Below are 22,544 nucleotides of genomic sequence, written 5' to 3' on the forward strand. Positions count from 1 at the left end.
GCTTTAAAGATATAAAAAGCTGTCGAGTTTTCGATTCGCTCTCGATTTCGGTGTATGAGGCCGGGTAGGGGGCAAAAGCAAAAAGGACGCGGCAAGGCGTCCTTTTTGGGTATTTTTGGTTGGGTAGCTTATTGGTTGTCTACCACAGATTCTAAGGTTGCCTGCAATGAGGTAGACAAGCTAGAAAGCAAATTGTAGCCAGTTGCAGCTTCTATGGCATCAACCGAAGTACGGTAGTTTTTCCAATTCGAATTAATGCTATTCACGTTTGGTGTGTTTACGGCTATTACGCGGGTAGAAGCATTGATGCGGCTTAAATCGTTCGAACCGTTTGGCAATACTACAATAACTTTCCATACGTTTGAAGGCACGGTTACATTGCCGTTGTTGATGGTGTTGGTTACGCCGCCATTGCTGCCGGTGCCCCCTGTACCGTAAGAACCGCAGATTACATAAACCTCATTTCCGGCATTAACCAACGAACGGGTATAATCTTCTAAGTTGGCCCAGGTTTGTTGGTTGTTGTTGGGTGCCTGGGGAATCATATTGGTCATCAAGAATGTTGATGAATTGGCGGCTACAGATGATGTCCTATCGGCCGAAGGACAGTTGTGCCCACGATCGAAACCGCTGCCGCTGTAGCTGCTGTTTTGCACATGGTACCAAGCAGTTGGCAAGGTGTTGTCTGCACGGAAATCGTCTTGGCGAGGCGTTGAACCCAAGTCGCTAGCGCTGATGTGCCACGAAACCCAATTTGGGGTGCCCCTGTCTCTGCTGTAAGACGAAGTGTAGTATGTGTTTTGCATCAGGTAATTGTTTGGCGAAGAAGTGGCGTTGGCCAATGCATCACTTGGATTGCCTAGCAATAGGTTGCTATCGTCGCCAGCAGTAGGAGGTGTAGTGGTGCCGGTTTCTATGCTAAAATCGTCGATGTTTATCCTTGCTGTACCACCGCTTATTTTTCTAACCTGAAAACGGATCTGTCCAGTAACGCTAATAGCAAAGGTGGCCGTTTGCAAAGTGGTGGAGCTGGTGGTTACGGTACTGCCGGTTTGTTGCCAAGTGCTGCCGTTATCGGTCGAATACCATAGTTGCCAGGTACTGTTGGCGTCAGAGCCGAATTTGGCATGTGCCATAGTTACCTGTGTGGCGTCGCTTACATTGAAAAGCATGGTAAGGGTACCGGTATTTCTGATCCTTACCGATTGCGAGCCGTTTTTGGCATCAGTAGCGAGGTTTCCGATCAAGGCATCGTCAAGGTTCCAATTGCCGCTGCTCAATGCTACGGTGCCGGCAGTATAGCTGCCTTTGGTGGCCGATTCGAAGTTTTCCGGAAATCCGGTGGCCACCGCGTTGGCTACCGCACTGGTGGTTGCCAATTTGGGTTGGGCAAGAGATTCTTGGGCCGGTGTTGGTACTACTGTTTCCTCTTTTTTACAAGAAGTGGCCAAGGCAATACCCAATAAGGCCAGAAAACTAAATTTTCTAAAGTTTTTCATATCGATTTTTTTGGTTGTTTACGTTTCGATAGCTTTGGTTTGAAGCAAAACGCAGCTTTGGTTTGGCAAAAATCCGGCAATGAAAATCGGAATGGCGCTGCTTCCTTCTGCTCTGAATACCTGCAATTGACTGAGGTTGGTTTGCAGAAAATCTTTTAAGCGGCTAGTTCTTTTGGCATTTTCGATGAGGACTGAATCTGATGGGTCGACCCGGTTAACCAATTGCTCGAAAAACAAATGAAAATCGACGGGTTTAAGCTGGGCATTTGTCGGTTGACTGGCTGCTATTTGCTCGGCAAGCTGATGGGGTTGCACGTCGGTCCAAACGGTTATGGTATAGGGGCTTTCAGATTCACTGAAATACAACAGGTTTTCGGTAAGTTTCGAAAGTTCTGTTAAGACTTGCATTTGCTCCATGTCACAAAGATGATAGATTCGAACAGCATAAATAGTTAAACGAAAATTAATAACAATAAGTTAATAATCAGCTAACTTAAGGGTTCTTGGAGTCAAATAAATATTTGGTTTGTAATGTGCTTTTTCATGAAAATGATAAGGAAAATGTTGCTGACGAAGTGCGAAAATCAAGACTTGCCCTTGTTTAACGAATGTAAACCAAAGGTTAATTTTTATTTGCCTTGTTAAGGCGAGAATGTCCCTAGCAACAAAAGTTAGGTTGGCAATCGATATTTGGTTTGAGTTGGTGCATTGGTCATGCACTCAAGCACTAGGCAACTATGGGCCGTCAACTAATAACCCAACCAGCCAATGAACCAATCAGCCAATGAACTAATGAGCCAATGAACCAATGAACTAATGAACCGTTGGACAAATGGGCCATAGAACCACACAGTTAAGTCATTTAGTATCAGTATTGTGAAAACAGGCTTAAGGATAAGGCTTATTTTCGCTAAATTAGCACCTTTACACAACCATTATAGATGTCTGATATTATTCAACTTTTACCCGATAGTGTTGCCAACCAGATTGCGGCAGGTGAGGTGGTACAGCGACCGGCTTCGGCGGTAAAAGAGCTTTTAGAGAATGCCATAGATGCGGGGGCAGACAAGATACAACTGATTGTAAAAGATGCAGGCAAGGCCCTGATCCAAGTGATAGACAACGGCTGCGGCATGAGCATTAGCGATGCACGCCTCTGTTTTGAGCGTCATGCCACTTCGAAAGTGCGCAAGGCCGAAGATTTGTTCGCTATTCGTACCATGGGTTTTAGGGGCGAAGCGATGGCTTCTATTGCGGCCATTGCACAGGTAGAAATGAAAACCAAGCGCCACGAAGACGAAGTGGGCACCTTCATTCAGATCGAAGGCTCCAATTTCATCAAGCAGGAGCCAACCGGTTGCCCCAACGGAACCAGCATTGCCGTTAAAAACCTGTTTTATAACATTCCGGCACGAAGAAACTTTTTAAAGAGCAATCCGGCCGAGATGCGCCATATCATCGACGAATTTCAGCGGGTTGCGCTGGCCAGGCCACATATTGCCTTTAGTTTGCACCACGACGGACAGGAAATTTACCGTTTGCCGGCTTCGGGCATGAAACAGCGCATTGTGCATTTGCTGGGCAATAACTACAACGAGCGTTTAATTCCGGTAGAGGAAGAAACCACCATCATTAATCTCAAAGGCTTTATCGGCAAGCCTCAATTTGCCAAAAAAACAAGGGGTGAGCAGTTCTTTTTTGTAAACGAACGCTTCATTAAAGATGGTTATTTGAACCATGCCATTAACCGGGCCTACGAAGAACTGTTGCCCGACGACAACTTTCCTTTGTATGTGCTTTTCATTGATATCGATCCGGCAAAAATTGATGTGAACGTGCATCCTACCAAAACCGAGATCAAGTATGTAGACGAGAAATCCATCTATGCCATTATCCATTCGGCAGTAAAAAGGTCGCTGGGCAAGTTCAATATCAGTCCAACCATCGATTTTGATCAGGAAACGGGCTTCAGCAACATGATCAGCCCCATAGCACCCGAAGATATTGTGCCTCCAAGCATTTCTTTTAACCCCGAATTTAATCCTTTTGCGCAAAGCAAGCCGGCCAGTTCGGGCAGTTTTGCCTCGAGAAGCCCAGTGCAGCATGCGCCAAGCGCCAAAAACTGGGGTTCGTTGTACGAGGTGGTGCAGCATCAGCAACCTGAGCAGGCGAGCATCGATCTGGGCAGCTCGCAGCGCGACGAACAATTTGAGCCTGTGCAGAAACAATTCATGCAGATCCATAACCGTTATATTGTTTCACAGATCAAGTCGGGTATTATGCTTATCGACCAGCAGGCCGCACACGAACGTATTTTGTACGAAAGGTTTTTGCTGCACCTGGAAGATCGCAAGGGTGCTTCGCAACAAAGCCTGTTTCCGCAAACGGTAACTTTGAGCGCCAACGATTACGAATTGGCCAAAGGCCTGCTCGATGATATCAAGAGCCTGGGTTTTGAAGTGCGCGAGTTTGGTAAAAATACCCTGGTTATCGAGGGCATTCCGGTCGATTTGGGCAGCAGCAACATCAACGAAACCGAACTGTTCGAACACCTGATAGAAGGCTTTAAAAATTCGCAGCAAGAACTTAAATTAGACAAGCGCGATGCCTTGGCCAGGAGCATGGCCCGCAACAGCGCCATTAAAAGCGGTACGGTGTTGAGCCAACAGGAAATGAATGCACTGATTGAAGAACTTTTTGCCTGTAAAACTCCTAACTTTAGCATTGGCGGCAAGCCGGTAATCCAAACCATCACCTTGGCCGAGCTGATCCAAAAATTTGAAAAGTAATTTTATGAATAACTTAAATATTCCTCCGGTAGTTAAAAACCTGTTAATTATCAATATCATTTTCTTCGCGGCCACATGGTTTCAGCGGGAATTTATGGTTGAAAATCTGTCTGTTTTTTATTTTAATTCTCCATTCTTTAGGATTTGGCAACCTATTACCTATATGTTTATGCATGGCGGTTTGACGCATATCTTCTTCAATATGTTTGCACTCTACTCATTCGGCAGTATTTTAGAAGCGCACTGGGGCGGCAAACGGTTCATTAATTTTTATTTGATTACAGGCTTGGGTGCTTTGGCGCTGCAATGGGCGGTACAGGCCTTTGAGGTTTACCAGATTACAGGTAGTCCGATCAATAATCTTTACGGACTGAATATTACCGATTTGGCAGCGGCTACAAAATTCAGGGATATCTATTCAACACCTATGCTAGGTGCATCTGGGGCTATTTTTGGCTTATTGATTGCTTTTGGTATGCTTTATCCAAATATTGAATTATATATCATGTTTATTCCCGTTCCGGTTAAGGCCAAATATATTATTCCGATTTATATCGTTATAGAATTGTTTTTGGGCTTCAGTCAGTTTAAAGGCGATTCGGTAGCGCACTTTGCCCATTTGGGTGGTGCCCTGATTGGCTATATCCTGGTAAAGCTTTGGAAAAACAAAAATACCTTTTACGACTACTATGAATAACAATATTTGGTACGATTTAAAGCTGAAGTTTTTGAGGTCGGGTAGCCCTGCTATGGCCTATATTGGGCTCAACGTGCTTATTTTTGTCGTGGTTGGCCTAGCTGGCGTAGTTTGTTTTTTAATGGGGCAAAGAGGCTTTGTAGATGGGCTTGTATACCAATACATGGCCTTTCCATCGAACCCCGAACTTTGGCTGAGCCGTTTTTATACCCTCATTACCTATCAGTTTTTTCATGCAGGTTTCTTTCACATCCTGTTCAATATGCTGTGGCTGTATTGGATGGGCCAGTTGTTGCTCGATTTTATCAAGCCTAGGCAATTCCATGTCATTTATTTGGGCGGAGGCATTGTTGGGGCTATCTTTTTCGCCCTCATTTTTAACCTCATCCCGGCCTTTAAAGAATTTGTCGGCATTCCGCTTGTGGGCGCATCGGCCTGTGTAATGGCGGTCATGACCGCTTTGGCTACTTTGGTGCCCAATTACGAAATCCGTTTGCTGTTTGTCGGCAATATCAAAATGAAATACCTGTTGCTGGCCTACATCATTTTAGACCTGATCGGTACAGCCGATGGTAACGCAGGCGGTAGCTTGGCCCATTTGGGTGGCGCTTTATTTGGCTTTGTTTATATCAAGTTGTTGCAAAACGGCTACGATATGAGCTCGGTTTTTAAACGCAGGCCAAAGCTGAAAGTAGTTCGGAACGAAAATGTAAAGAAAAATACAAATGCTATCAACCAACACGAAATCGATGCCATTTTGGATAAGATTTCGAAAAGCGGTTACGATAAATTGAGCAAAGAAGAAAAAGAAACGTTGTTCAAGGCAAGCAAAAATTAATGAAGAAGAAATTTACCTTTCTCGATAAGTTGTTGCTATTGATCGGCGCCGTGTTGATCATAGGTCTGGTCTGTGGCATTTTGGCTGGCAAGAGCGATCCGAGGCAACATATCGTGCTGGCTTTTTTCGGATTGGCCTATCCTTTCTTTTTGCTGGGCAATGTGGTGATGCTCGTATGGTGGGTACTCCGCAGGCGCTGGATATTGAGCATGGTTACAGTAGTGATTATTTGCAGTGGCTGGCATACGCTCATTGCTACCTTTGGCTTGTTTGGCAAAGTAGGCGCCAACCAAAAAGAAGAAGCGGGACTGGTGCGGATAATGACCTACAACGTGCACAATTTTAAGCCTTACGGCGAAGAGATTACGGAAGGCGTAAAAGCGAAGATGTTCGATGTGGTGAAAAACCAAAATCCGGATATCGTTTGCTTTCAGGAATTTTATACCCGCTTCAAAGGGCCTTACGATACGGTGGATAGCCTGATGAAAATGCTCAACACCGAGCACTATTACTTTCAGCCCACCATGAAAAGCCAATCGGAGGCTATCGGATTGGCCATCTTTTCCAAATATCCCATCAAAAACAAGGGCAAAGTTGTTTTCGAACCAAATGCGGGCAACGAGAGCATTTACCTCGACCTGGATGTGAACGGACAAACCATCAGGATTTACAACATACACCTCCAATCGATTTCTTTCGAAAAAGAAGATTATACCTATTTGGAAAAAGTAAAGGAAATGGATCCGCAAATGGATCCTTCCAAACGTATTGTACGCATGTTGCGGAGCGCATTCAAAAAACGCAGCGAGCAGGTAAGCCTGATGAAAGCCCACATGCGCACCTGTACGGTTCCCTACATTATTGCCGGCGATTTTAACGATACGCCCGCCTCTTATGCCGTAACCCAAATGACCGATTCGCTCAACAATGCTTTCATCAAACAAGGAAGAGGCCTGGGGCGTACCTATAACGGCAAATTTCCCAACTTTCAAATCGATTATATTGCCACCACCAAAGACTTTGAAGTGGTTAATTACCATATTGTTGAAGCAAAATTGTCAGACCATTTTCCTGTTCGCAGCGACCTGCGTTTAAAAAGCAAGCCTTAATCGGTTTTTATTTACATTTGCAGCATGATACAAGATCTCCAGTTATACAATACCCTTTCGCGAAAAAAAGAAGTATTCGAACCGCTAAATGCGCCACATGTGGGCATGTACGTGTGCGGACCAACCGTTTACAACGATGTGCATTTGGGCAATTGTAGGACTTTTATCTCTTTCGACCTTATTTTCAGGTACCTGAAATACAGCGGCTACAAGGTTCGCTATGTAAGGAACATTACCGATGCCGGCCACTTGGAAGGCGATAGGGACGAGGGCGATGATAAATTTGCAAAACGCGCCAAGCTCGAACAGCTCGAGCCGATGGAAATTGTACAGAAATATACCCTGGGTTTCCACGACGTGTTGCGCATGTTCAATACCTTGCCGCCAAGCATCGAGCCTACGGCAACAGGGCATATCATTGAGCAGATTGAAATGATCAAGGTCATTATAGACAATGGCTACGCTTACGAGGTAGATGGTACCATTTATTTCGATGTAGAAAAGTACAGCAAAAAATACAACTATACCATTCTGACCAATCGCAACCTCGACGACCTGTTGGCCAATACCAGAGAACTGGACGGTCAGGGCGACAAGCACGGACGATTGGATTTTGCTTTGTGGATCAAGGCCAAGCCCGAAACCCTGATGCAGTGGGCATCGCCGTGGGGCATGGGCTTTCCGGGTTGGCACATCGAGTGCTCGGCTATGAGCGCCAAGTACCTGGGCAGCGAGTTCGATATCCATGGTGGAGGCATGGATTTGGCCGCTACGCACCATACCAACGAAATTGCCCAGTCAGAAGCCTGCAGCCACCACCAGCCAGCCAAATATTGGATGCATACCAATATGCTAACGGTCAACGGTACCAGGATGTCTAAATCGGCAGGTAATGGCTTTTTGCCGGGAGAGCTGTTTACGGGCGACCATCCCTTGCTTAAAAAAGGCTACAGCCCAATGACGGTGAAGTTTTTTATGTTGCAGGCACACTACCGCAGTACCTTGGATTTTTCAAATGATGCATTGGATGCTTCAGAAAAAGGCTTTAAACGCATGATGAATGCCATCGTCCTTTTGCCAAAGCTGATCGCCAGCGAGCAAAGCGACGTAGCTATCGAGCCGATCCGCGTCAACTGTATCAATGCCATGAACGACGATTTCAACAGTCCGGTGGTTATAGCCGAGCTTTTTGAAGCCGTTCGCATCATCAATACGGTTTACGATGGCAGTGCCAAGATTTCGGCCACCGAACTCGAAGCCCTGAAGAAGCTGATGAACGATTTTGTAAACGATATTTTTGGGCTAAAAGACGAAGACACCAGCAACGGCGAGTTTAACGAGGTGCTGGATATGGTAATTAACTTGCGCAAAGAAGCCAAAGAAAATAAAGACTACGCCACTTCTGATATGATCAGGGTAGGCTTGCAAAAAATAGGCATCCAGTTAAAAGACAGCAAAGAAGGAACCACCTGGAGCAAGGTTTAGTTGAGAGATTGATGGTGTATGGTGCAATAGTCCACAGTCCGTAAGTCCATAGTCTTTGGTCTTTAGTCTTTAAGTTTTGGTCTTTAGTCCTTAAGTTTTGGTCTTTCACCTTTTATAAAAAGAACTATAATACAATGAAAAAATATTTACCGCTAGCCCTGATTGCACTTGCTGTGTTATCGGCCTGCAACAACAACAAGCCAAGTTCAACAAGCGACCAGCCTGCACAGGAAGTGAAGCTTCTATCGCCAGATTTTAATGCCGACAGCGCTTTTGCCTACACCAAGGCACAGGTTGATTTTGGTCCCCGCATTCCTTCTACCAAAGCCCACGCCGATTGTGCTGCCTATTTGGTGAAGCAGTTCAAATCTTTTGGCGGACAAGTGTTTGTGCAAGAAGGTGCTACCAAAACCTACGATGGCAAGAGCCACCAGCTGAAAAATATCATTGCGGCTTTCTATCCAGAGAAAAAGCAACGCGTATTGATTACCGCGCACTGGGATGCCCGTCCATTTTCAGACCAAGACCCTGATGCCAATATGCACGATAAGCCTTTCGATGCCGCTAACGACGGAGCCAGTGGCGTAGCTGTCATGCTAGAAATGGCTCGCCAGTTGCAACAAAAACAGCCCAATGTAGGTGTCGATTTCATTTTATGGGATATTGAAGATTATGGCAAGGCCAATGACGAATCGGTAAACGAAACTACTTGGTGCCTAGGTTCGCAATATTGGGTTAAAAACCAGCCTGTGAAAGGCTATAAACCACTTTATGCCATAAATTTAGACATGGTAGGCGGCAGCAATGCCCAATTTACGCAAGACGAGGTTTCGAGAAAATATGCGCCACAAATTGTGAAGAAAGTATGGGATATCGGCAATGAAATCGGCTATTCGGCTTATTTCGTCAATGTGCCTTCAGGCAATTTGATCGACGATCACTTTTGGGTAAACCAAGCGGGTATTCCTTGTATTGATGTAATCCATTATTCGGATGCGGCGGGTTTTTACATGAACTGGCATACGCAGCTCGACAACCTGAACAACATCGATAAGAACACCTTGAAAGCGGTGGGGCAAACCATGCTCGAAACCATCTATCGCGAGCAGCCCGTTAGTTAATGTGTAATTGTGGAATACTTTTTGGCCGGTGTTTACGCCCAAATCTTATATTCGCGCTACCATATTAAATAAATCATGAAGAAAATCATTTACACCGCTTTACTGGCCACTTTGAGCGTAGGTGCTTATGCACAAAAATCAGATGGAACAACAAAATCTTTGGTTAATGCCGAAAAAGCATTTGCCGAAGATGCGGCTAAAGAAGGCGCAAATGCAGCTTTTCTAAAATATACGGCAGCCGATGCCTTGGTATTTAGACCAAACCCTATCAATGCCAAAAAATTCTATGCTACAACAGCCGACATGAAATCGTTGAGCTGGACACCAACTACCGCCCGCGTATCGAGAAGCGGCGATTGGGGCTTTACCAGTGGCGCTTATGTCATCAATGGCGAACAAAAATCGTATGGCCATTACCTTTCGGTTTGGAGAGCCAAAAACGGAAAGTGGGAATTGATCCTCGACCTTGGTGCCGAAACCAACAAGCCTTTGAACAAGGCGGCTACCAATTTTGTAGAGCCTAAAGACCACTTTACCCCAAAATTTGCGACAGAAAAAGAACTGAAAGCTGGCAGGGATGTGATTTTAACTACAGAAAAAACATTAAATACCACTTTGAAATCTTACGGCCCTAGCGCTTTTGCAGGTTTCTTGAATAAAGATGCGCAATTGTTGTTCCCGGGTACAGAAACCATTAGCGGCAAAGAAAGTATCCAAGCCTTCAACAACCGTATGGTAGATAAAATCAACTTGAAAACTACCGCTGCCGATAAGGCATTGGGTGGCGATTTGGCTTACACTTATGGCGTAGCTACCATCGACTACAAAACCGACTTGCGCGAAAGCTTTAACTACCTGTTTATTTGGGAGCGTCAAAGCGATGGCAACTGGAACATCATGACCCAAATATTTACTTTGGCCGAACGTTAACCAAACCAACCAAATATAAACCTTAAGGGATTCTGGCCATACCGGGATCCTTTTTTGTTTAGTAACAATGGGTTTTAAACGTAAGAATGGCCATGGCGAAGAGCAAATTGATAAAGTAGTCAAGCCCCCAGAATTTTTCTTTTCTTTGGTCTTTCGGCTTTAGTCTTTTTCCTTCCCTTCGCCTTAAAAACTGGCTTCATTATTGCTCGAAAATGGACATGAAAAAACACCTACTTCTCTTCATCGTTTGCTCGATTTCGTTAACCGCTTTGGCGCAAAAAAAATTCGATGTGCAGGGACACCGTGGCGCGCGTGGCATCATGCCCGAAAATACCATCCCCGGAATGATCAAAGGCCTCGAGTTGGGTGCCACTACCCTCGAAATGGAGATCGTCATTTCTAAAGACAAACAGGCCGTTGTTTCGCAAGAGCCCTATTTTAACTTCGAGTTTAGCCTAACACCAGATGGCAAGCCGATTACCCTGAAAGACCAGAAAAAATACAATATCTATCAAATGAATTACGAAGAAGTAAAGAAATTTGATGTCGGCAGCAAAATCCATCCACGGTTTCCCGGTCAGCAGAAAATAGCCGCTTATAAACCCCTGTTGGGCGAACTGCTCGATTCTGTAGAAAACTACGTCAAGCTGAAGAAACTGCCTAAGCCCGATTACAACATCGAAACCAAGCTGATCCGCAATGGAGATGGCGAATTTCAGCCAAGTCCGGAGGAGTTTGTAGACATCATCATGGACATTGTAAAGAAAAGAAAGCTCGAAAAAAGAGTGATTATCCAATCGTTCGATATGCGCTCCTTAAAATACCTGCATCAGAAATACCCGAAAATGCGCACCTCGTTGGGCATCGACGAGAAGGAGGATTTTGAGAACAACATCAAGGAGCTGGGCTTTAATCCTACCATTTACAGTCCGTATTCGGTGTTGGTGGGTAAGAATCTGGTCGATAAATGCCATGCCGCGGGCGTGAAGATTATTCCATGGACGGTTAATTCGGTAGCCGATATCGAATACCTGATGAATTTGGGCGTAGATGGCATTGTAACCGACTATCCGAATTTAATGGGACAGCTTAACCGCAACAATTAACCTTAAAAAACCAGGATGAAACCGATCATATTCAGGCAAATTAATAGAAAAGTGGGGCTCATTGCGGCTCTGGTCTATTTAGTAATGGCCTTTGGCTTGTTGTTTGGCCTGGTAGGCTTTGGTAAAGTGGTCAACTTTGTCAATTCAATGGGCGAATCGTCTGGAGGGACCAAAGCTTTAGGCCTTGCGGTCGGTATCGCATTTGTAGTGCCGGTGTTTTTTATTGCACGTCTGGTTTACCCTAAACTCGAAGTCAGCATTGAGGGGCAAAACCTCATCATTAATAAAAACGGAAGCCCTTTGCATCAGATCAACATCAACAGTATTGCCTCAATGGCCATGAATAAACCCAATATCAACTCGCTTAACCTGTACAGTCAGGATGGCGGACTTATTTTTGGGTTTCAGCCTTTTGCTAACAACACTGCTTTGCCAACCTTGGTCAAGGCTATCAGCGGCGTGAAAAAGTTTAAGGCAACACAGGGACAAAAAAGCATTTTTGGTGGCAAAGTAACCACAACCGATTATCACCAATAAGTTAGCCTCGGCAACTAAAGTCGCGATTGGATCGTCGTCGCTTTAGGCTTGTTGTTGAGCATGATGACTACCAATACGCAGATGAGCAGAAAATTGTATTCTACGCCGTTTCTGCCTCCGCCAACCACAAACCAGCCCTCTTTAAAATGAACGAGTATAATGCCCATTACAAGTATAAAAATGGTGAGCAATGCGGCCGGTTTTACCCATTTGTTGGCCAATAAGAGGACGGCACAAACCACGTGTGATAATTTGATGGCCCAGGCCAAAGGTATGCCCACGGGCGCAAAGCCGATTTGGTTCAAATAATCCTGTCCGAAACTGTGTATGCCTCCATCAAACATGCCGGGCAAGGCATGCGATAAAAGAATAATGGCTACTGCCAGATGGAGGATGAAAATGCTATTCTTCATGCCAATTTGATTGGGTTCTCTTGTTTAAGATAGCAAAAGATAGATTTATTTAGCAAAACGCCAATAGCTTGGTGATTTTGGCCTAGCGAATTAGGGCAGGTTCTTTGGCCTACTTTTTAACAACAAAGAAAGCTTCCAAAATAAATAGATTAAGAATAAAACAAGTAAATGAATAATGGGGAACATGGCGCTATAAAATAAAATAGCGAGAGAGTTTCCATACTTGAAGTTTTCTTCATCCGCAAAAATAAAAGCCAGAAGCACAACATAGGCAATGTATATGATCAGGTTGACTATAAAGAATTTCCGTTTCTTTGAATGTTTTAAATAGAAAAGCAAGATGCCCAGGGTAGCTAAATATAACACGTAAACCAGTATAAATTCTTGATCGGTAGGAAACATATTGCTTAATTTTTAAGGTATTTAGCTGTAGAAAAAATTTTTAATACCATTTCTTGTTCCTTGCAGCTTAAATGATGTGCCACCAGACTTAAAGCCCTCTTGTTGCCAAGTTTGGCGAGATACATGCCAGTAATTCCCTTTTTTGGGTCTTTTGCATAGACAACTTTCTGATAAATACCATCGATAGTGTCGGTTTTAAAGTAATATGCTTTGGTTTCGGCCGGTAAATAAATGGGAAAATCGAAAGTAATTTTCTCATGTTGGCAATGGGCGATATAATCACAACCTTTTCCGATTAGACTGTCTTTTCGATTTGCCTGTCTGATGGAAAGCACTTCAACTTTAGGCTCATTGTTTTTATCGTAAGTTATGTTTGGTTTCATAAACCTTTCAGACAGGTCAAAACGCCAATATCCCTCTTTAAGGTATTCTTCCGGGCTTTCGGTTAAGGTACTAGTGTAAAGTCCAAAATCAAACTCAAAGCGGTTGTTGTTGTCCTCTATCCGACCAACATACGAATCGACCCCCTGCTCTTTTACCAGTTTGAAATTAGCTGGAAAATCGAATGAATAATCACCGATTTCGATGGTGTTTTTTAATTCTTTGTTTATGTTTTTACTTTGCTGGCTACAGCTAAGTAGAAACAGTAAGCTGATAATTGGAAGAAGTGAAGCAGAATTGGAAAGAATTTTGATTTTTTTGAGCTCCATAGCTCAAATTTAGAAAGCTATCCGGTTAAAACAAATCTTTAATGAGTTGCTCTATTGATAATCCTTCGGCTTCGGCACGGTAGTTACGTACGATACGATGGCGCAAAATAGGCTCGGCAACCGCTTGTACATCTTCAATATCCGGCGCATATTTGCCCGAAATGGCGGCATGGCATTTGGCGCCCAAAATCAAAAACTGCGAAGCCCTCGGGCCAGCGCCCCAAGAAATATAGTTGTTAACCGCTGCCGAAGCAAACTCAGTATTCGGGCGGGTTTTGGCCACCAGTTTTACGGCATATTCCAATACGTTGTCGGTAACCGGAATGTTCCTGATCAGCTTTTGGAAATACTGGATTTCGCTGGCGCTGACAATTTTGTTCAGTTGTACTTCCCTGTTGCTGGTGGTATTTTTTACAATGGTCAGCTCGTCGGCAAACGAAGGATAGTTGAGCTGGATATTGAACATGAAACGGTCTAGCTGCGCTTCGGGCAGGGGATAGGTTCCTTCCTGCTCAATAGGGTTTTGCGTAGCCAGTACAAAGAAGGGCTGTGGAAGCGTATGGGTATGGCCGGCTGCGGTAACCGCTTTTTCCTGCATGGCTTCCAATAAGGCAGCCTGCGTTTTTGGAGGTGTACGGTTAATCTCGTCGGCTAGAATGATATTCGAAAATATAGGGCCTTTAATGAATTTAAAGTGTCGGTCTTCGCCTAAAATCTCTGCCCCGATAATATCGCTGGGCATGAGATCGGGCGTAAACTGGATGCGGTTAAAATCGAGGTCTAAAACGCTGGCAACGGTCTGCACCAATAAGGTTTTGGCCAATCCGGGTACACCTACCAAAAGGCAGTGTCCGTTGCTGAATATGGCGATAAGTACAGATTTTACGATTTCGTCTTGGCCAATAACCACTTTGCCAATTTCGGCCTTAATGTTCTTGAAAGATTGGTGCAGGGCATCTACGGCTTCGACCTCGTTATTAAATTGCATCTATTGTTTCTTGTCTTTATTAACCCAAAGTTTCATCTCGTCGCAAGTAGAAAACTCGTCGTCGATCCTAATATAAGTAGTTTCTCTGCGTTTTTCAAACCACTCGCTCATTACTTTCGAATTTTTGTCTTGTTGCGCCCTTTCTTTAAACTTAGGGTAATCCTGTTCCAGGTTGCCCTTGTGTGGCGGGGTTTTAGACTTTAAGAAGAACAATTTATAGCCTTCTTTGCCATCTTGTTGGCTGCTGAATGCTATAGGTTTCGAAACTTCGCCAACTTTCATGGTATCGATAACCACAAATACCGAAGGGTCGAGTTTTTCTACCGGAATGAAGGTTGTTCTGGCAGTCTGGTTATCGGCAAAAAGCATCATACCGCCATTGTATTGGGTTTCTTTGTTGTCTGAATAAAGTGAGGCTGCCGAAGAGAATGGCAGTTTTTTATCGGTAATGTCTTTGTAGATACTATCGGCTTTGAGCTTAACGCGGTCCAAACTGGCTGGTGTAGTTTGTGGCCTGATCAAAATGTGCCTCACGTGTGCTTGCTCGCCCCTGCGCTCAATTACCTGCAGGATATGGTAGCCATATTCGGTTTCGAATACCGGCGACATTTCGCCAGCTTTAAGCTTAAATGCCCAAGCGGTAAATTCTTTAACCATGGTCGTTCTGTCGATAAAGCCCATATCGCCACCTTCTGAGGCAGAACCTGGGTCTTCAGAATAGCTTTTGGCCAAAAAGCCGAAGTCTTCGCCACTTTTGATACGCAACCTGTACGATTCTATCTTGTCGTAATACTTTTGTTTTTCGGCTTTGGTAAGCTTGGGGTAAAGTACAATCTCGCCAACTTCTACTTCCGTGCCAATATCAGGCAAGCTGTCTTTCTTGTAGCTTTCGAAATATTTTTTAACCTCTAAAGGCGTTACCGTTGTGTTTTCGGTAATTTTTTGTTGCATTTTGTCGGCAATAAGACCTTCTTTTACTTCTGGCCTCATTTCGTCTTTGTATTGAAGCACCGATTTTTGCAAGAACTGCTCCAAGCGCTCCTGTCCGCCCATGCGTTGGATCTGGTAGCGCATGCGTTTGTCCAAAGCGTCGTCAACCTGGCTGTCGTCAACCATAATCGAGTCGATCTCGGCCTGTTGTTTCAACAGTTTTTGGATCAGCATTTGTTGCAGGAAATAGCATTTTACCTTGGTGTCGGGCGGATTGCCTTGGTTGAGGAAAATAGCATATTGCTGGTTGAGGTCGGAGAGGAGGATGACGTTGCTTCCTACTACCGCCACTACTTTATCTATGGTTGTTTTTTGTGCTTGTACATTGATAAACAGGCAAGTTAGCAAGCCTGCGATGATTAGAAATCTCTTCATTATGGGTGTATTCAATTATTTCTGTTGCAAAGTTAATATTATTCGGCTAACACAGGGCTTTTAGGGCTTGGCCAGCTTTCTAAGTTCGTCGTCGTTTACCTTTACGGTATATTTGGCTCTTAAAGATTTGATCCATTGGTCTTCGAGGTTTTGCTGGTAGTCGGCAATGACCTGTCCGCGGACATCTTCAAAGCTTTTGCCGGCATAATTGCCTGCGTTTTTGCTATAGAAATTATGGATTTGAGTTTCGTCGTCCTGTACCTTGCTCCAGATTTTCTTTTCCGAAACATTGAACATCAGCACACCTTCGCGGTACTCGTTCATAATGAAGTTGTACTCGATGTTTTTGGGCGAGGTTTTTTTCTGCGCTTTCAGGGCATCTTCGTAACCATTAATTTCTTTTTTATAGGCTGTATCGGCATCCAGTCCCATCGCCTTGGCGTCCATTACCTTTAATTTGAAGTTAATGTACAGGTTAAGGTAGGCAGCCAAGTCTTGGTAGGAGGCACTGGCCACCCCTGCATGATTTTTTTTGTAGACCCACATAAACTCTTTGCTGCTGATGGATTTGCCATTAACGGAGGCAACATTTTGGGCAAAAGCAACATGGACCAAAGAACAGAAAATAAAAATGCAACAGACTTTTCTCACAAGAGACAACAGCTATAAATTTTAATGGATAAAAGTAATAATTTAAGGCGCTATAATAAGATATTTAACTAATTTTAACAGAAAATAATTTCAACAGAAAAGAGAAGAAGGTGAACCAACTTACCAATAACGCAGAAGCTTTACGTTTATTTTTTACTGAAGACGTTTATTTGGTGCAGCAAGATGTGCAAGCGACTTCTGTTGAACCACTTAGGGTTGTGCCCAGCCAAGCGCCCGAGCAGGCTCCTGTTGCCTTACCCAAGGCCGAACCTGTACCAACGACCGAAAAGGTGGTGTCCTTGCCTACTATGCCAAGCCCGCAAACAGTTGCAAAAACCAGTTTTGATTTCAAATTTTTGGGCAAAAACCAGAAACAGATCCTCATTTTGGTTAACGACAACGTGAACGAGGTGAGTACAGAACAGGGAAGGGAACTGTTGCGCAAATTAGTGAAAGCCATTGACCTTACGGCCAACGATTTTGCCTTGGTCAATTATGCGAATTACGTTGAAGCCAAATTTCAGGATTTGAGCACTTTCTTTAGTTGCAAACTGGTGCTGTCTTTTGGCGTAACTGCCCAACAGCTCGACCTGGCCGAACAGCCTTTGCACCAATTGGCTATGCTCGAAAATATCCAATTCGTTTTTACCCATAACCTGCACAGCCTGGATAGCGACCAGCAGAGCAAAAAAGTGCTTTGGGGTAGCTTGCAGCAACTCAAAAAGTAATCAAACCTTATGAAAAAACTTGTTTTTGCCACCAATAACGCCCATAAAACAGTAGAGGTGAGCAACCTGCTGGCACCTGCCTATGAGGTGCTAAACCTGACGGGTATTGGTTGCGAGGTTGATATTCCGGAAACAGGCCATACTTTTGCCGAAAATGCAACGCTGAAAAGCAGCTATGTGGTCGAAAACTTCCAGCTGGATTGCTTTGCCGACGATAGTGGCTTAGAGGTAGAGGCCCTGAATAACGAACCCGGCATTTATTCGGCGCGCTACAGTGGCGTTAGAAACGATCAAACCAACCTCGAATTTCTCTTGCAGAAAATGGAGGGTGTAACCAACCGCAAAGCACGTTTCAAAACCGTAATCTCGCTCATGCAAAACGGACAAAACCATTTGTTTGAAGGAGTGATTAATGGACAAATCAGACAAGAGCCCGTAGGCACCAATGGCTTTGGCTACGATCCGATTTTCGAACCCGAAGGCTATAATATAACCTTTGCCGAAATGGATTTGGAGCTGAAAAACAAAATTAGCCACCGGGCTTTGGCCATGCAACAGCTCATCGCTTTTTTAAAGGGATAAGTCTTTCTCTTTAAGCCATTAAGAAATTAAGGCGCATTTAGGCAAGCTGTAACTTAGGTGTCTTAGATGGTAAAGCAATTATATTTAAACCATTAAGAAATTAAGGTGCATTTAGGCAAACTGTAACTTAGCTGCCCTAGATGGTAAAGCAATCCTATCTAAATCATGTAGAATTAAGTGCATGAAGTTTTTAATGAAACGCTGTGTTACGCTTAAAATAGCCGAATCCCGCTTCAGGTTGTGCCATTTCTCATCGTTAACCTTTTTTAGGTAAAACGACTTTTCCAGTATCGGTTTTTACCGGTACCATTTCTAAAGGCTTGCTAGGCAGAGTAGGTTTTTGCTCGGCCTCTTTTGGGTTAGTACTGGCAGCTGGTTTTTTGGCGGGCAGTATAGGCCTCACTCCACTGGGATCAACACCCTTGGTTTTATCGCCCACCTTCGATTTGTCGCCCGGAACCGTTTTGGGCGTAGCTTTGGGCTTCGGCCTGCCTTTAATCACATCGGCTTTGCTTCTTGGTCTCAATTCTGGTTTCCAGATAAAGCCGGTAAGCAAAGGTTCTTTTGGCATTTTATCGATAGGGAACATGGTGCCCTCGTTTTTCTTGATAATGGTAACCTCAGAAAGCTCCTTGTCGGCAAACCTGAATTTGATACGGCCACTCACCGTTTGGTTCAGGTTGTCGTAATTGCCATTTTTGTCTTTGTTGTAGTACATGCTTTCGGCGTTGCCGTCTACATACATATCGCGCAGTTCGCCATTTTGAAAAAAGCCGGTAATCTTTTTGCCCTTTACCTGGTTAAACTTGGTAGTATCGGTTTCGAGGTTTACAATAAAAGCATTTTGCAATACCTGAAAACTGTGTGTCTTCTTGTTTTTAAAGAATACGTTAATAGTGTCGCCCGTTTGCTGGGAGCCGTCAGACCATAAAATAGGGTTTTTGTACCAGCGCAATACCGAATCGGCCGAAGTGTAGTACAGCGAATCGGCAATGGCCTGCATATTCGATTTGTATACCCTTACATTATGGTAAGCCTTGATGACCCTGGCGGTAACGGTATCGGCAGGATTAAACACGGCTACACTATCCTTGCCCCCTTTGCCAACAGGATTGGCTTTATTGGCCACTACAGCTTTTGCCTTTGGATCAGCAATTGCCGGTTTTTTGCCAGATACAGCAATCTTTTTCAAGCTATCTGCTACTTTTTGAGCAGTTTTTAAGCTGTCTTTGGTCTTGATCAGCGCTTGCTGCTTTTGCAGGTTTAGCAGGCTGTCTTGCTTGATGCTATCGAGCCGGAGCTTAGCCTTGGTGAGCAATATGCTGTCGGCCACCAGTTTTGGCGGACTCGTGTTTTTGGTATCTTTTGCCTTCTGTTCGGCTTCTTTTCTTTCCTTTCGGCTTAATTTCTTGGTACTCTCGTTGGATACAACAGCTTTGTTTAAAAGCTTGGCATTGGCCATTTCCTTTTTGGCCGCGGCTTTCTCTTTTTCCTTTTCCTCCTTGGCCTTTTCGTCTTCGGCACCTATTTCGTTGTCTTTTTCAATAATGGGCTTGTTGAGCAGCTTGATGTTTTTGACGAAGGATTTCTGTGCCTCGAGGCTATCGGCGCCCAGCCAAAGCGTATCGGGTATTTTCTTGTTGCCCACCATGACCGAATCGTCGGTTCCTATAGCCACATAGGCATTTTTGGTCACCAAAACCCGCTCGTCACCCTTATAATACTCGCCAAGCTGGCCGCGCATTACTGTTTTATCAGAAGTATCGATGTAAACGATATTCCTTACCGCTTTGGCGTAGCCTTTTTTGCCATAATAATATAAGCTATCGCCCTTTAGCGATCTCGAACCATTGGTGTAGAGATTGTGCTTGTCGAAATAGGCATTTTCAGTTTTGGTATTATAAAGCCCGTTTTCGGTATAAAGGTTATCGTCTTTGCCCTTAATGTTGGTTGGTCCGTAAAAATAAGTCCAATTGCTTAGGGTGTTATAACGCAGGGTATCTGATTTAATGACGCTTTGTGGCGTTACCACCACTACATTGTACCTGAAAAAAGCATCTTTACTAAAGGCGAAGTACCAGCCTTTTTTACTGGTTAGGGTGATGCCCTCCTTGTTTACTATTTTTCCGCCATCAGTATAAGTGCCAATGCGGGTATTCATGTTGTAGTCGAGCACATTGGTGGTGAGCACCGAAGTAGGATCCACCATTCGTACATTGCTGTTGAGGTGGGCTAATTTGGCATTGCCATCGTAATCGAGAAAATCGGAAAAGATATTGACGGTGTCGCCTTGGTTGATGTGTACGTTTTTATAGGCTTCGAAAAAATTTCTTTCGGTATAGAAAACGGCACTGTCGCAAGTTAAGATTGCATTATCCTGTCTGAAAATAGGATTTTTAACATAAGTGATATTCGTTTTCGTATCTACCTTGGCCTGGCTCGAACCTTGCAGGATGATCTTGGTGCGTTGTTGCGCGAGCAGCAAGTTGGGCAAAAGGACTAGAAGAAAGAAAAAGCGTAATTTCTGCACGTTACAAAGTTAAGTTTTTGCTTAGTATTTTCAGCCGATTAATTCTTTTGTTTTAGGGTTAGGCAAAGGCTTTTACCTTTCATTTTAACCCGTTTGGCTTTGCCGAAGCGTTTTTTGTTCTATATTTTAAGTACAATCGTTATAAAATAGATAATTTTGGATTATGTTGCCACTGACCCAGTTCATCGCTTATATCAAAAAGAATGCCCTTTTTGAGCCGGAAGATCAAATTCTCTTGGCCGTGAGCGGGGGCAAGGATTCGGTATTGATGGCACAGCTATTTAAACTCGCCGGATTTCGTTTTAGTATTGCGCACTGCAATTTTAATTTGCGTGGCGACGAATCGCGGCGCGACGAGAGTTTTGTGAAATTGCTGGCTGCCGATTTGGGCGTACCAATAGCAATTGCGCACTTCAACACCAGCGAATATGCCGATACGCATCAGCTGTCGACGCAAATGGCGGCGCGTGAACTTCGCTATCAATGGTTTGAACAGTTGCGACAAGAATTGGGCTACGATTATATTGCCTTGGCCCATCATCAAAACGATTCGATTGAAACGCTGTTGCTTAACCTGGTTAGAGGCACCGGCATCAGTGGCATGCACGGCATTTTGCCGAAGCGAGAGCAATTGATCAGGCCTTTGTTGTTCCTGTCGCGCCAGGAAATTGACCATTTGGTAGACGAAAACAACATCAGTTTTGTAGAAGACAGCTCTAACGAGAGCAGCAAATATGCCCGTAACCGTATTCGTTTAGCGGTAATTCCGCAATTGCAGGAACTCAATCCCAAGCTGGAGCAAACCTTTGTGCAGAATATGGAGCGTTTTGCCGAAACGGAAGAATTGGTACAGCGTGTAGTGGCCGAAACCCGGCAGGCACTGCTAAGGGAGGCGCATGGCGATTGCCATATCAAAATCGCTAAAATCAAGGAGCTGAAACCTCAAAAACTTTTGCTGTTCGAATTGCTGAAACCCTTCAATTTCAGCGCCAATGTGGTAAACGAGATTTTGCAATCGCTCGATAAGCAGAGCGGTACTTCTTTTTACAGTTCAAGTCACCGTGCAACAATTGATAGGGAAACATTGATTATTTCGTCAGTGGAAAAGAAGAACGAAGGGCATTGCCTCGTGCACCCGCAAGACGGTAAGAGCTGGATTGGCGATCAGGAAATTGCACTTTCTTATGTAGAAGCGAATGTGTACGAAACCAACCCCAATAAGGCCTACGTAGATGTTGCGCAGCTTATTTTTCCGTTGATATTGCGTTTTAGACAAGATGGCGACAGGTTTATGCCCTTGGGAATGAGGCAGTTTAAAAAGCTGAGCGATTTTTTGATCGACGAGAAAGTACCGCTGCCCCAAAAAGAACGCATTCCTTTGCTGATTAACGGCAACGGCGAAATTATTTGGGTAGCCGGATTAAGGCAAGACAATAGATATAAAGTCAATGCAACAACAAAAAAAGTTGCTATATTCGAACTGTTAAATCAATAATGGATCAAAAGCACGTTTATATCGAAAAACAATACATTGGGCGCGATTATATCCGCATTGCCATCCGTTTGGTAATGGCCGCTTTTTGTTTTGGGGCTTATGTTTATGAGCGCGATAGAGATAATACCGTAGATCTTTTTCTGGTCGTGGGCTTTGGCATTATTGGCGTTTCGATTATCCTGCTGTTCCTGATCCAATATAAAACCCGCATCGAAAACAAAAGCGTAATTATCGACGGACTTTGGACGGCCAAGCGCGTCAAAATTGACCTGAACAGCATCGTAAAAGTGCGCAAAGCTACTTACAGCAATTACTTTTTTAATAATCCGGTTTACAACCTGCACCGAAAAGGCAGCATCAGGTTCTATTCTTCTGGTAAGGATGCCATTGTGCTAACCGATAGGGACGGCCTCGAATATTTCATCGGTACCCAAAGGCCCAACGAAATGTACCTGGTGATCCAGTCTGAAATGAAAAGCTAGTTTAAAATACTCGAGTAAAGTACACTTGCGAAGTTTTTAAAACTTCGCAAGTGTTTCTCCCATCATGCATCTCCGCTTTTAATTGTC

The 22,544-nt window shown here is 44.1% G+C and carries 21 protein-coding genes; 13 read left to right on the forward strand and 8 right to left on the reverse strand.

What is annotated here, in order from left to right:
- Window positions 1-128: 128 nt before the first annotated feature.
- Together VRU48_RS18225 and VRU48_RS18230 are read right to left on the reverse strand one after the other, a co-directional pair.
- Window positions 129-1,499: a DNA/RNA non-specific endonuclease gene (locus VRU48_RS18225; RefSeq protein ID WP_330109354.1), complete on the reverse strand. Its 1,371-nt coding sequence runs from the start codon at window positions 1,497-1,499 to the stop codon at window positions 129-131.
- A gap of 18 nt (window positions 1,500-1,517) precedes the next feature.
- Entirely contained in the window at window positions 1,518-1,916 is a 399-nt protein-coding gene (locus VRU48_RS18230; protein ID WP_330109355.1) for a nuclease A inhibitor family protein, read from the reverse strand.
- A 524-nt stretch (window positions 1,917-2,440) separates the two neighbouring features.
- Here VRU48_RS18230 and mutL point away from each other — a divergent pair.
- The 9 genes from mutL to VRU48_RS18275 all read left to right on the forward strand — a co-directional run bounded on the left by mutL (window position 2,441) and on the right by VRU48_RS18275 (window position 12,111).
- Complete coding sequence (mutL, locus tag VRU48_RS18235) at window positions 2,441-4,288, forward strand: DNA mismatch repair endonuclease MutL (protein WP_330109356.1); 1,848 nt, start codon at window positions 2,441-2,443, stop codon at window positions 4,286-4,288.
- Between the two features lie 4 nt (window positions 4,289-4,292).
- Window positions 4,293-4,985 carry a rhomboid family intramembrane serine protease gene (locus VRU48_RS18240; protein WP_330109357.1) on the forward strand — a complete coding sequence of 231 codons (693 nt, stop codon included), beginning with the start codon at window positions 4,293-4,295 and terminating at the stop codon, window positions 4,983-4,985.
- Entirely contained in the window at window positions 4,978-5,823 is an 846-nt protein-coding gene (locus VRU48_RS18245) for a rhomboid family intramembrane serine protease (RefSeq protein ID WP_330109358.1), read from the forward strand. Before VRU48_RS18240 ends, VRU48_RS18245 begins: the two co-directional genes overlap by 8 nt.
- Window positions 5,823-6,932: an endonuclease/exonuclease/phosphatase family protein gene (locus VRU48_RS18250; protein ID WP_330109359.1), complete on the forward strand. Its 1,110-nt coding sequence runs from the start codon at window positions 5,823-5,825 to the stop codon at window positions 6,930-6,932. Before VRU48_RS18245 ends, VRU48_RS18250 begins: the two co-directional genes overlap by 1 nt.
- Window positions 6,933-6,956: 24 nt before the next feature.
- Window positions 6,957-8,417, forward strand: coding sequence for a cysteine--tRNA ligase (gene cysS, locus VRU48_RS18255; protein ID WP_330109360.1), 1,461 nt, complete (start codon window positions 6,957-6,959; stop codon window positions 8,415-8,417).
- Between the two features lie 134 nt (window positions 8,418-8,551).
- Complete coding sequence (locus tag VRU48_RS18260; RefSeq protein ID WP_330109361.1) at window positions 8,552-9,538, forward strand: M28 family peptidase; 987 nt, start codon at window positions 8,552-8,554, stop codon at window positions 9,536-9,538.
- 75 nt (window positions 9,539-9,613) lie between these two features.
- Entirely contained in the window at window positions 9,614-10,468 is an 855-nt protein-coding gene (locus VRU48_RS18265) for a nuclear transport factor 2 family protein (protein ID WP_330109362.1), read from the forward strand.
- Window positions 10,469-10,686: 218 nt separating this feature from the next.
- Window positions 10,687-11,574 carry a glycerophosphodiester phosphodiesterase family protein gene (locus tag VRU48_RS18270; RefSeq protein WP_330109363.1) on the forward strand — a complete coding sequence of 296 codons (888 nt, stop codon included), beginning with the start codon at window positions 10,687-10,689 and terminating at the stop codon, window positions 11,572-11,574.
- A gap of 15 nt (window positions 11,575-11,589) precedes the next feature.
- Window positions 11,590-12,111 carry a hypothetical protein gene (locus tag VRU48_RS18275; RefSeq protein ID WP_330109364.1) on the forward strand — a complete coding sequence of 174 codons (522 nt, stop codon included), beginning with the start codon at window positions 11,590-11,592 and terminating at the stop codon, window positions 12,109-12,111.
- 14 nt (window positions 12,112-12,125) lie between these two features.
- On the opposite strand, the gene VRU48_RS18280 is transcribed toward VRU48_RS18275, so the two are convergent.
- The 5 genes from VRU48_RS18280 to VRU48_RS18300 all read right to left on the reverse strand — a co-directional run bounded on the left by VRU48_RS18280 (window position 12,126) and on the right by VRU48_RS18300 (window position 16,535).
- Complete coding sequence (locus VRU48_RS18280; RefSeq protein WP_330109365.1) at window positions 12,126-12,524, reverse strand: DoxX family protein; 399 nt, start codon at window positions 12,522-12,524, stop codon at window positions 12,126-12,128.
- Window positions 12,525-12,931: 407 nt separating this feature from the next.
- Complete coding sequence (locus tag VRU48_RS18285) at window positions 12,932-13,636, reverse strand: hypothetical protein (RefSeq protein WP_330109366.1); 705 nt, start codon at window positions 13,634-13,636, stop codon at window positions 12,932-12,934.
- Window positions 13,637-13,661: 25 nt separating this feature from the next.
- Complete coding sequence (locus tag VRU48_RS18290; RefSeq protein WP_330109367.1) at window positions 13,662-14,624, reverse strand: AAA family ATPase; 963 nt, start codon at window positions 14,622-14,624, stop codon at window positions 13,662-13,664.
- Window positions 14,625-15,989 carry a peptidylprolyl isomerase gene (locus VRU48_RS18295; protein ID WP_330109368.1) on the reverse strand — a complete coding sequence of 455 codons (1,365 nt, stop codon included), beginning with the start codon at window positions 15,987-15,989 and terminating at the stop codon, window positions 14,625-14,627. It abuts the gene before it with no gap.
- A 60-nt stretch (window positions 15,990-16,049) separates the two neighbouring features.
- Entirely contained in the window at window positions 16,050-16,535 is a 486-nt protein-coding gene (locus tag VRU48_RS18300; RefSeq protein WP_330109369.1) for a hypothetical protein, read from the reverse strand.
- Between the two features lie 215 nt (window positions 16,536-16,750).
- Between VRU48_RS18300 and VRU48_RS18305 the strand changes: the two genes are divergently transcribed.
- On the forward strand, window positions 16,751-17,368 hold the full coding sequence (locus VRU48_RS18305; protein ID WP_330109370.1) for a hypothetical protein: 618 nt from the start codon (window positions 16,751-16,753) through the stop codon (window positions 17,366-17,368).
- Between the two features lie 9 nt (window positions 17,369-17,377).
- The gene (gene rdgB / locus VRU48_RS18310) at window positions 17,378-17,950 is read left to right on the forward strand and encodes an RdgB/HAM1 family non-canonical purine NTP pyrophosphatase (RefSeq protein ID WP_330109371.1); all 573 of its coding nucleotides are present in this window, start codon (window positions 17,378-17,380) and stop codon (window positions 17,948-17,950) included.
- Between the two features lie 256 nt (window positions 17,951-18,206).
- Here rdgB and VRU48_RS18315 read toward each other — a convergent pair whose 3' ends face one another.
- Window positions 18,207-20,480 (reverse strand): OstA-like protein, encoded by a 2,274-nt coding sequence (locus tag VRU48_RS18315; RefSeq protein WP_330109372.1) that lies wholly within the window; start codon window positions 20,478-20,480, stop codon window positions 18,207-18,209.
- Window positions 20,481-20,643: 163 nt separating this feature from the next.
- On the opposite strand from VRU48_RS18315, the gene tilS reads away from it, so the two are divergent.
- Together tilS and VRU48_RS18325 are read left to right on the forward strand one after the other, a co-directional pair.
- Window positions 20,644-21,975 (forward strand): tRNA lysidine(34) synthetase TilS, encoded by a 1,332-nt coding sequence (gene tilS, locus VRU48_RS18320; protein WP_330109373.1) that lies wholly within the window; start codon window positions 20,644-20,646, stop codon window positions 21,973-21,975.
- The gene (locus VRU48_RS18325) at window positions 21,975-22,457 is read left to right on the forward strand and encodes a hypothetical protein (RefSeq protein WP_330109374.1); all 483 of its coding nucleotides are present in this window, start codon (window positions 21,975-21,977) and stop codon (window positions 22,455-22,457) included. Before tilS ends, VRU48_RS18325 begins: the two co-directional genes overlap by 1 nt.
- Window positions 22,458-22,544: the final 87 nt, after the last annotated feature.

This window comes from Pedobacter albus (assembly GCF_036324255.1).
In the GTDB taxonomy this organism is placed as follows: domain Bacteria; phylum Bacteroidota; class Bacteroidia; order Sphingobacteriales; family Sphingobacteriaceae; genus Pedobacter; species Pedobacter albus.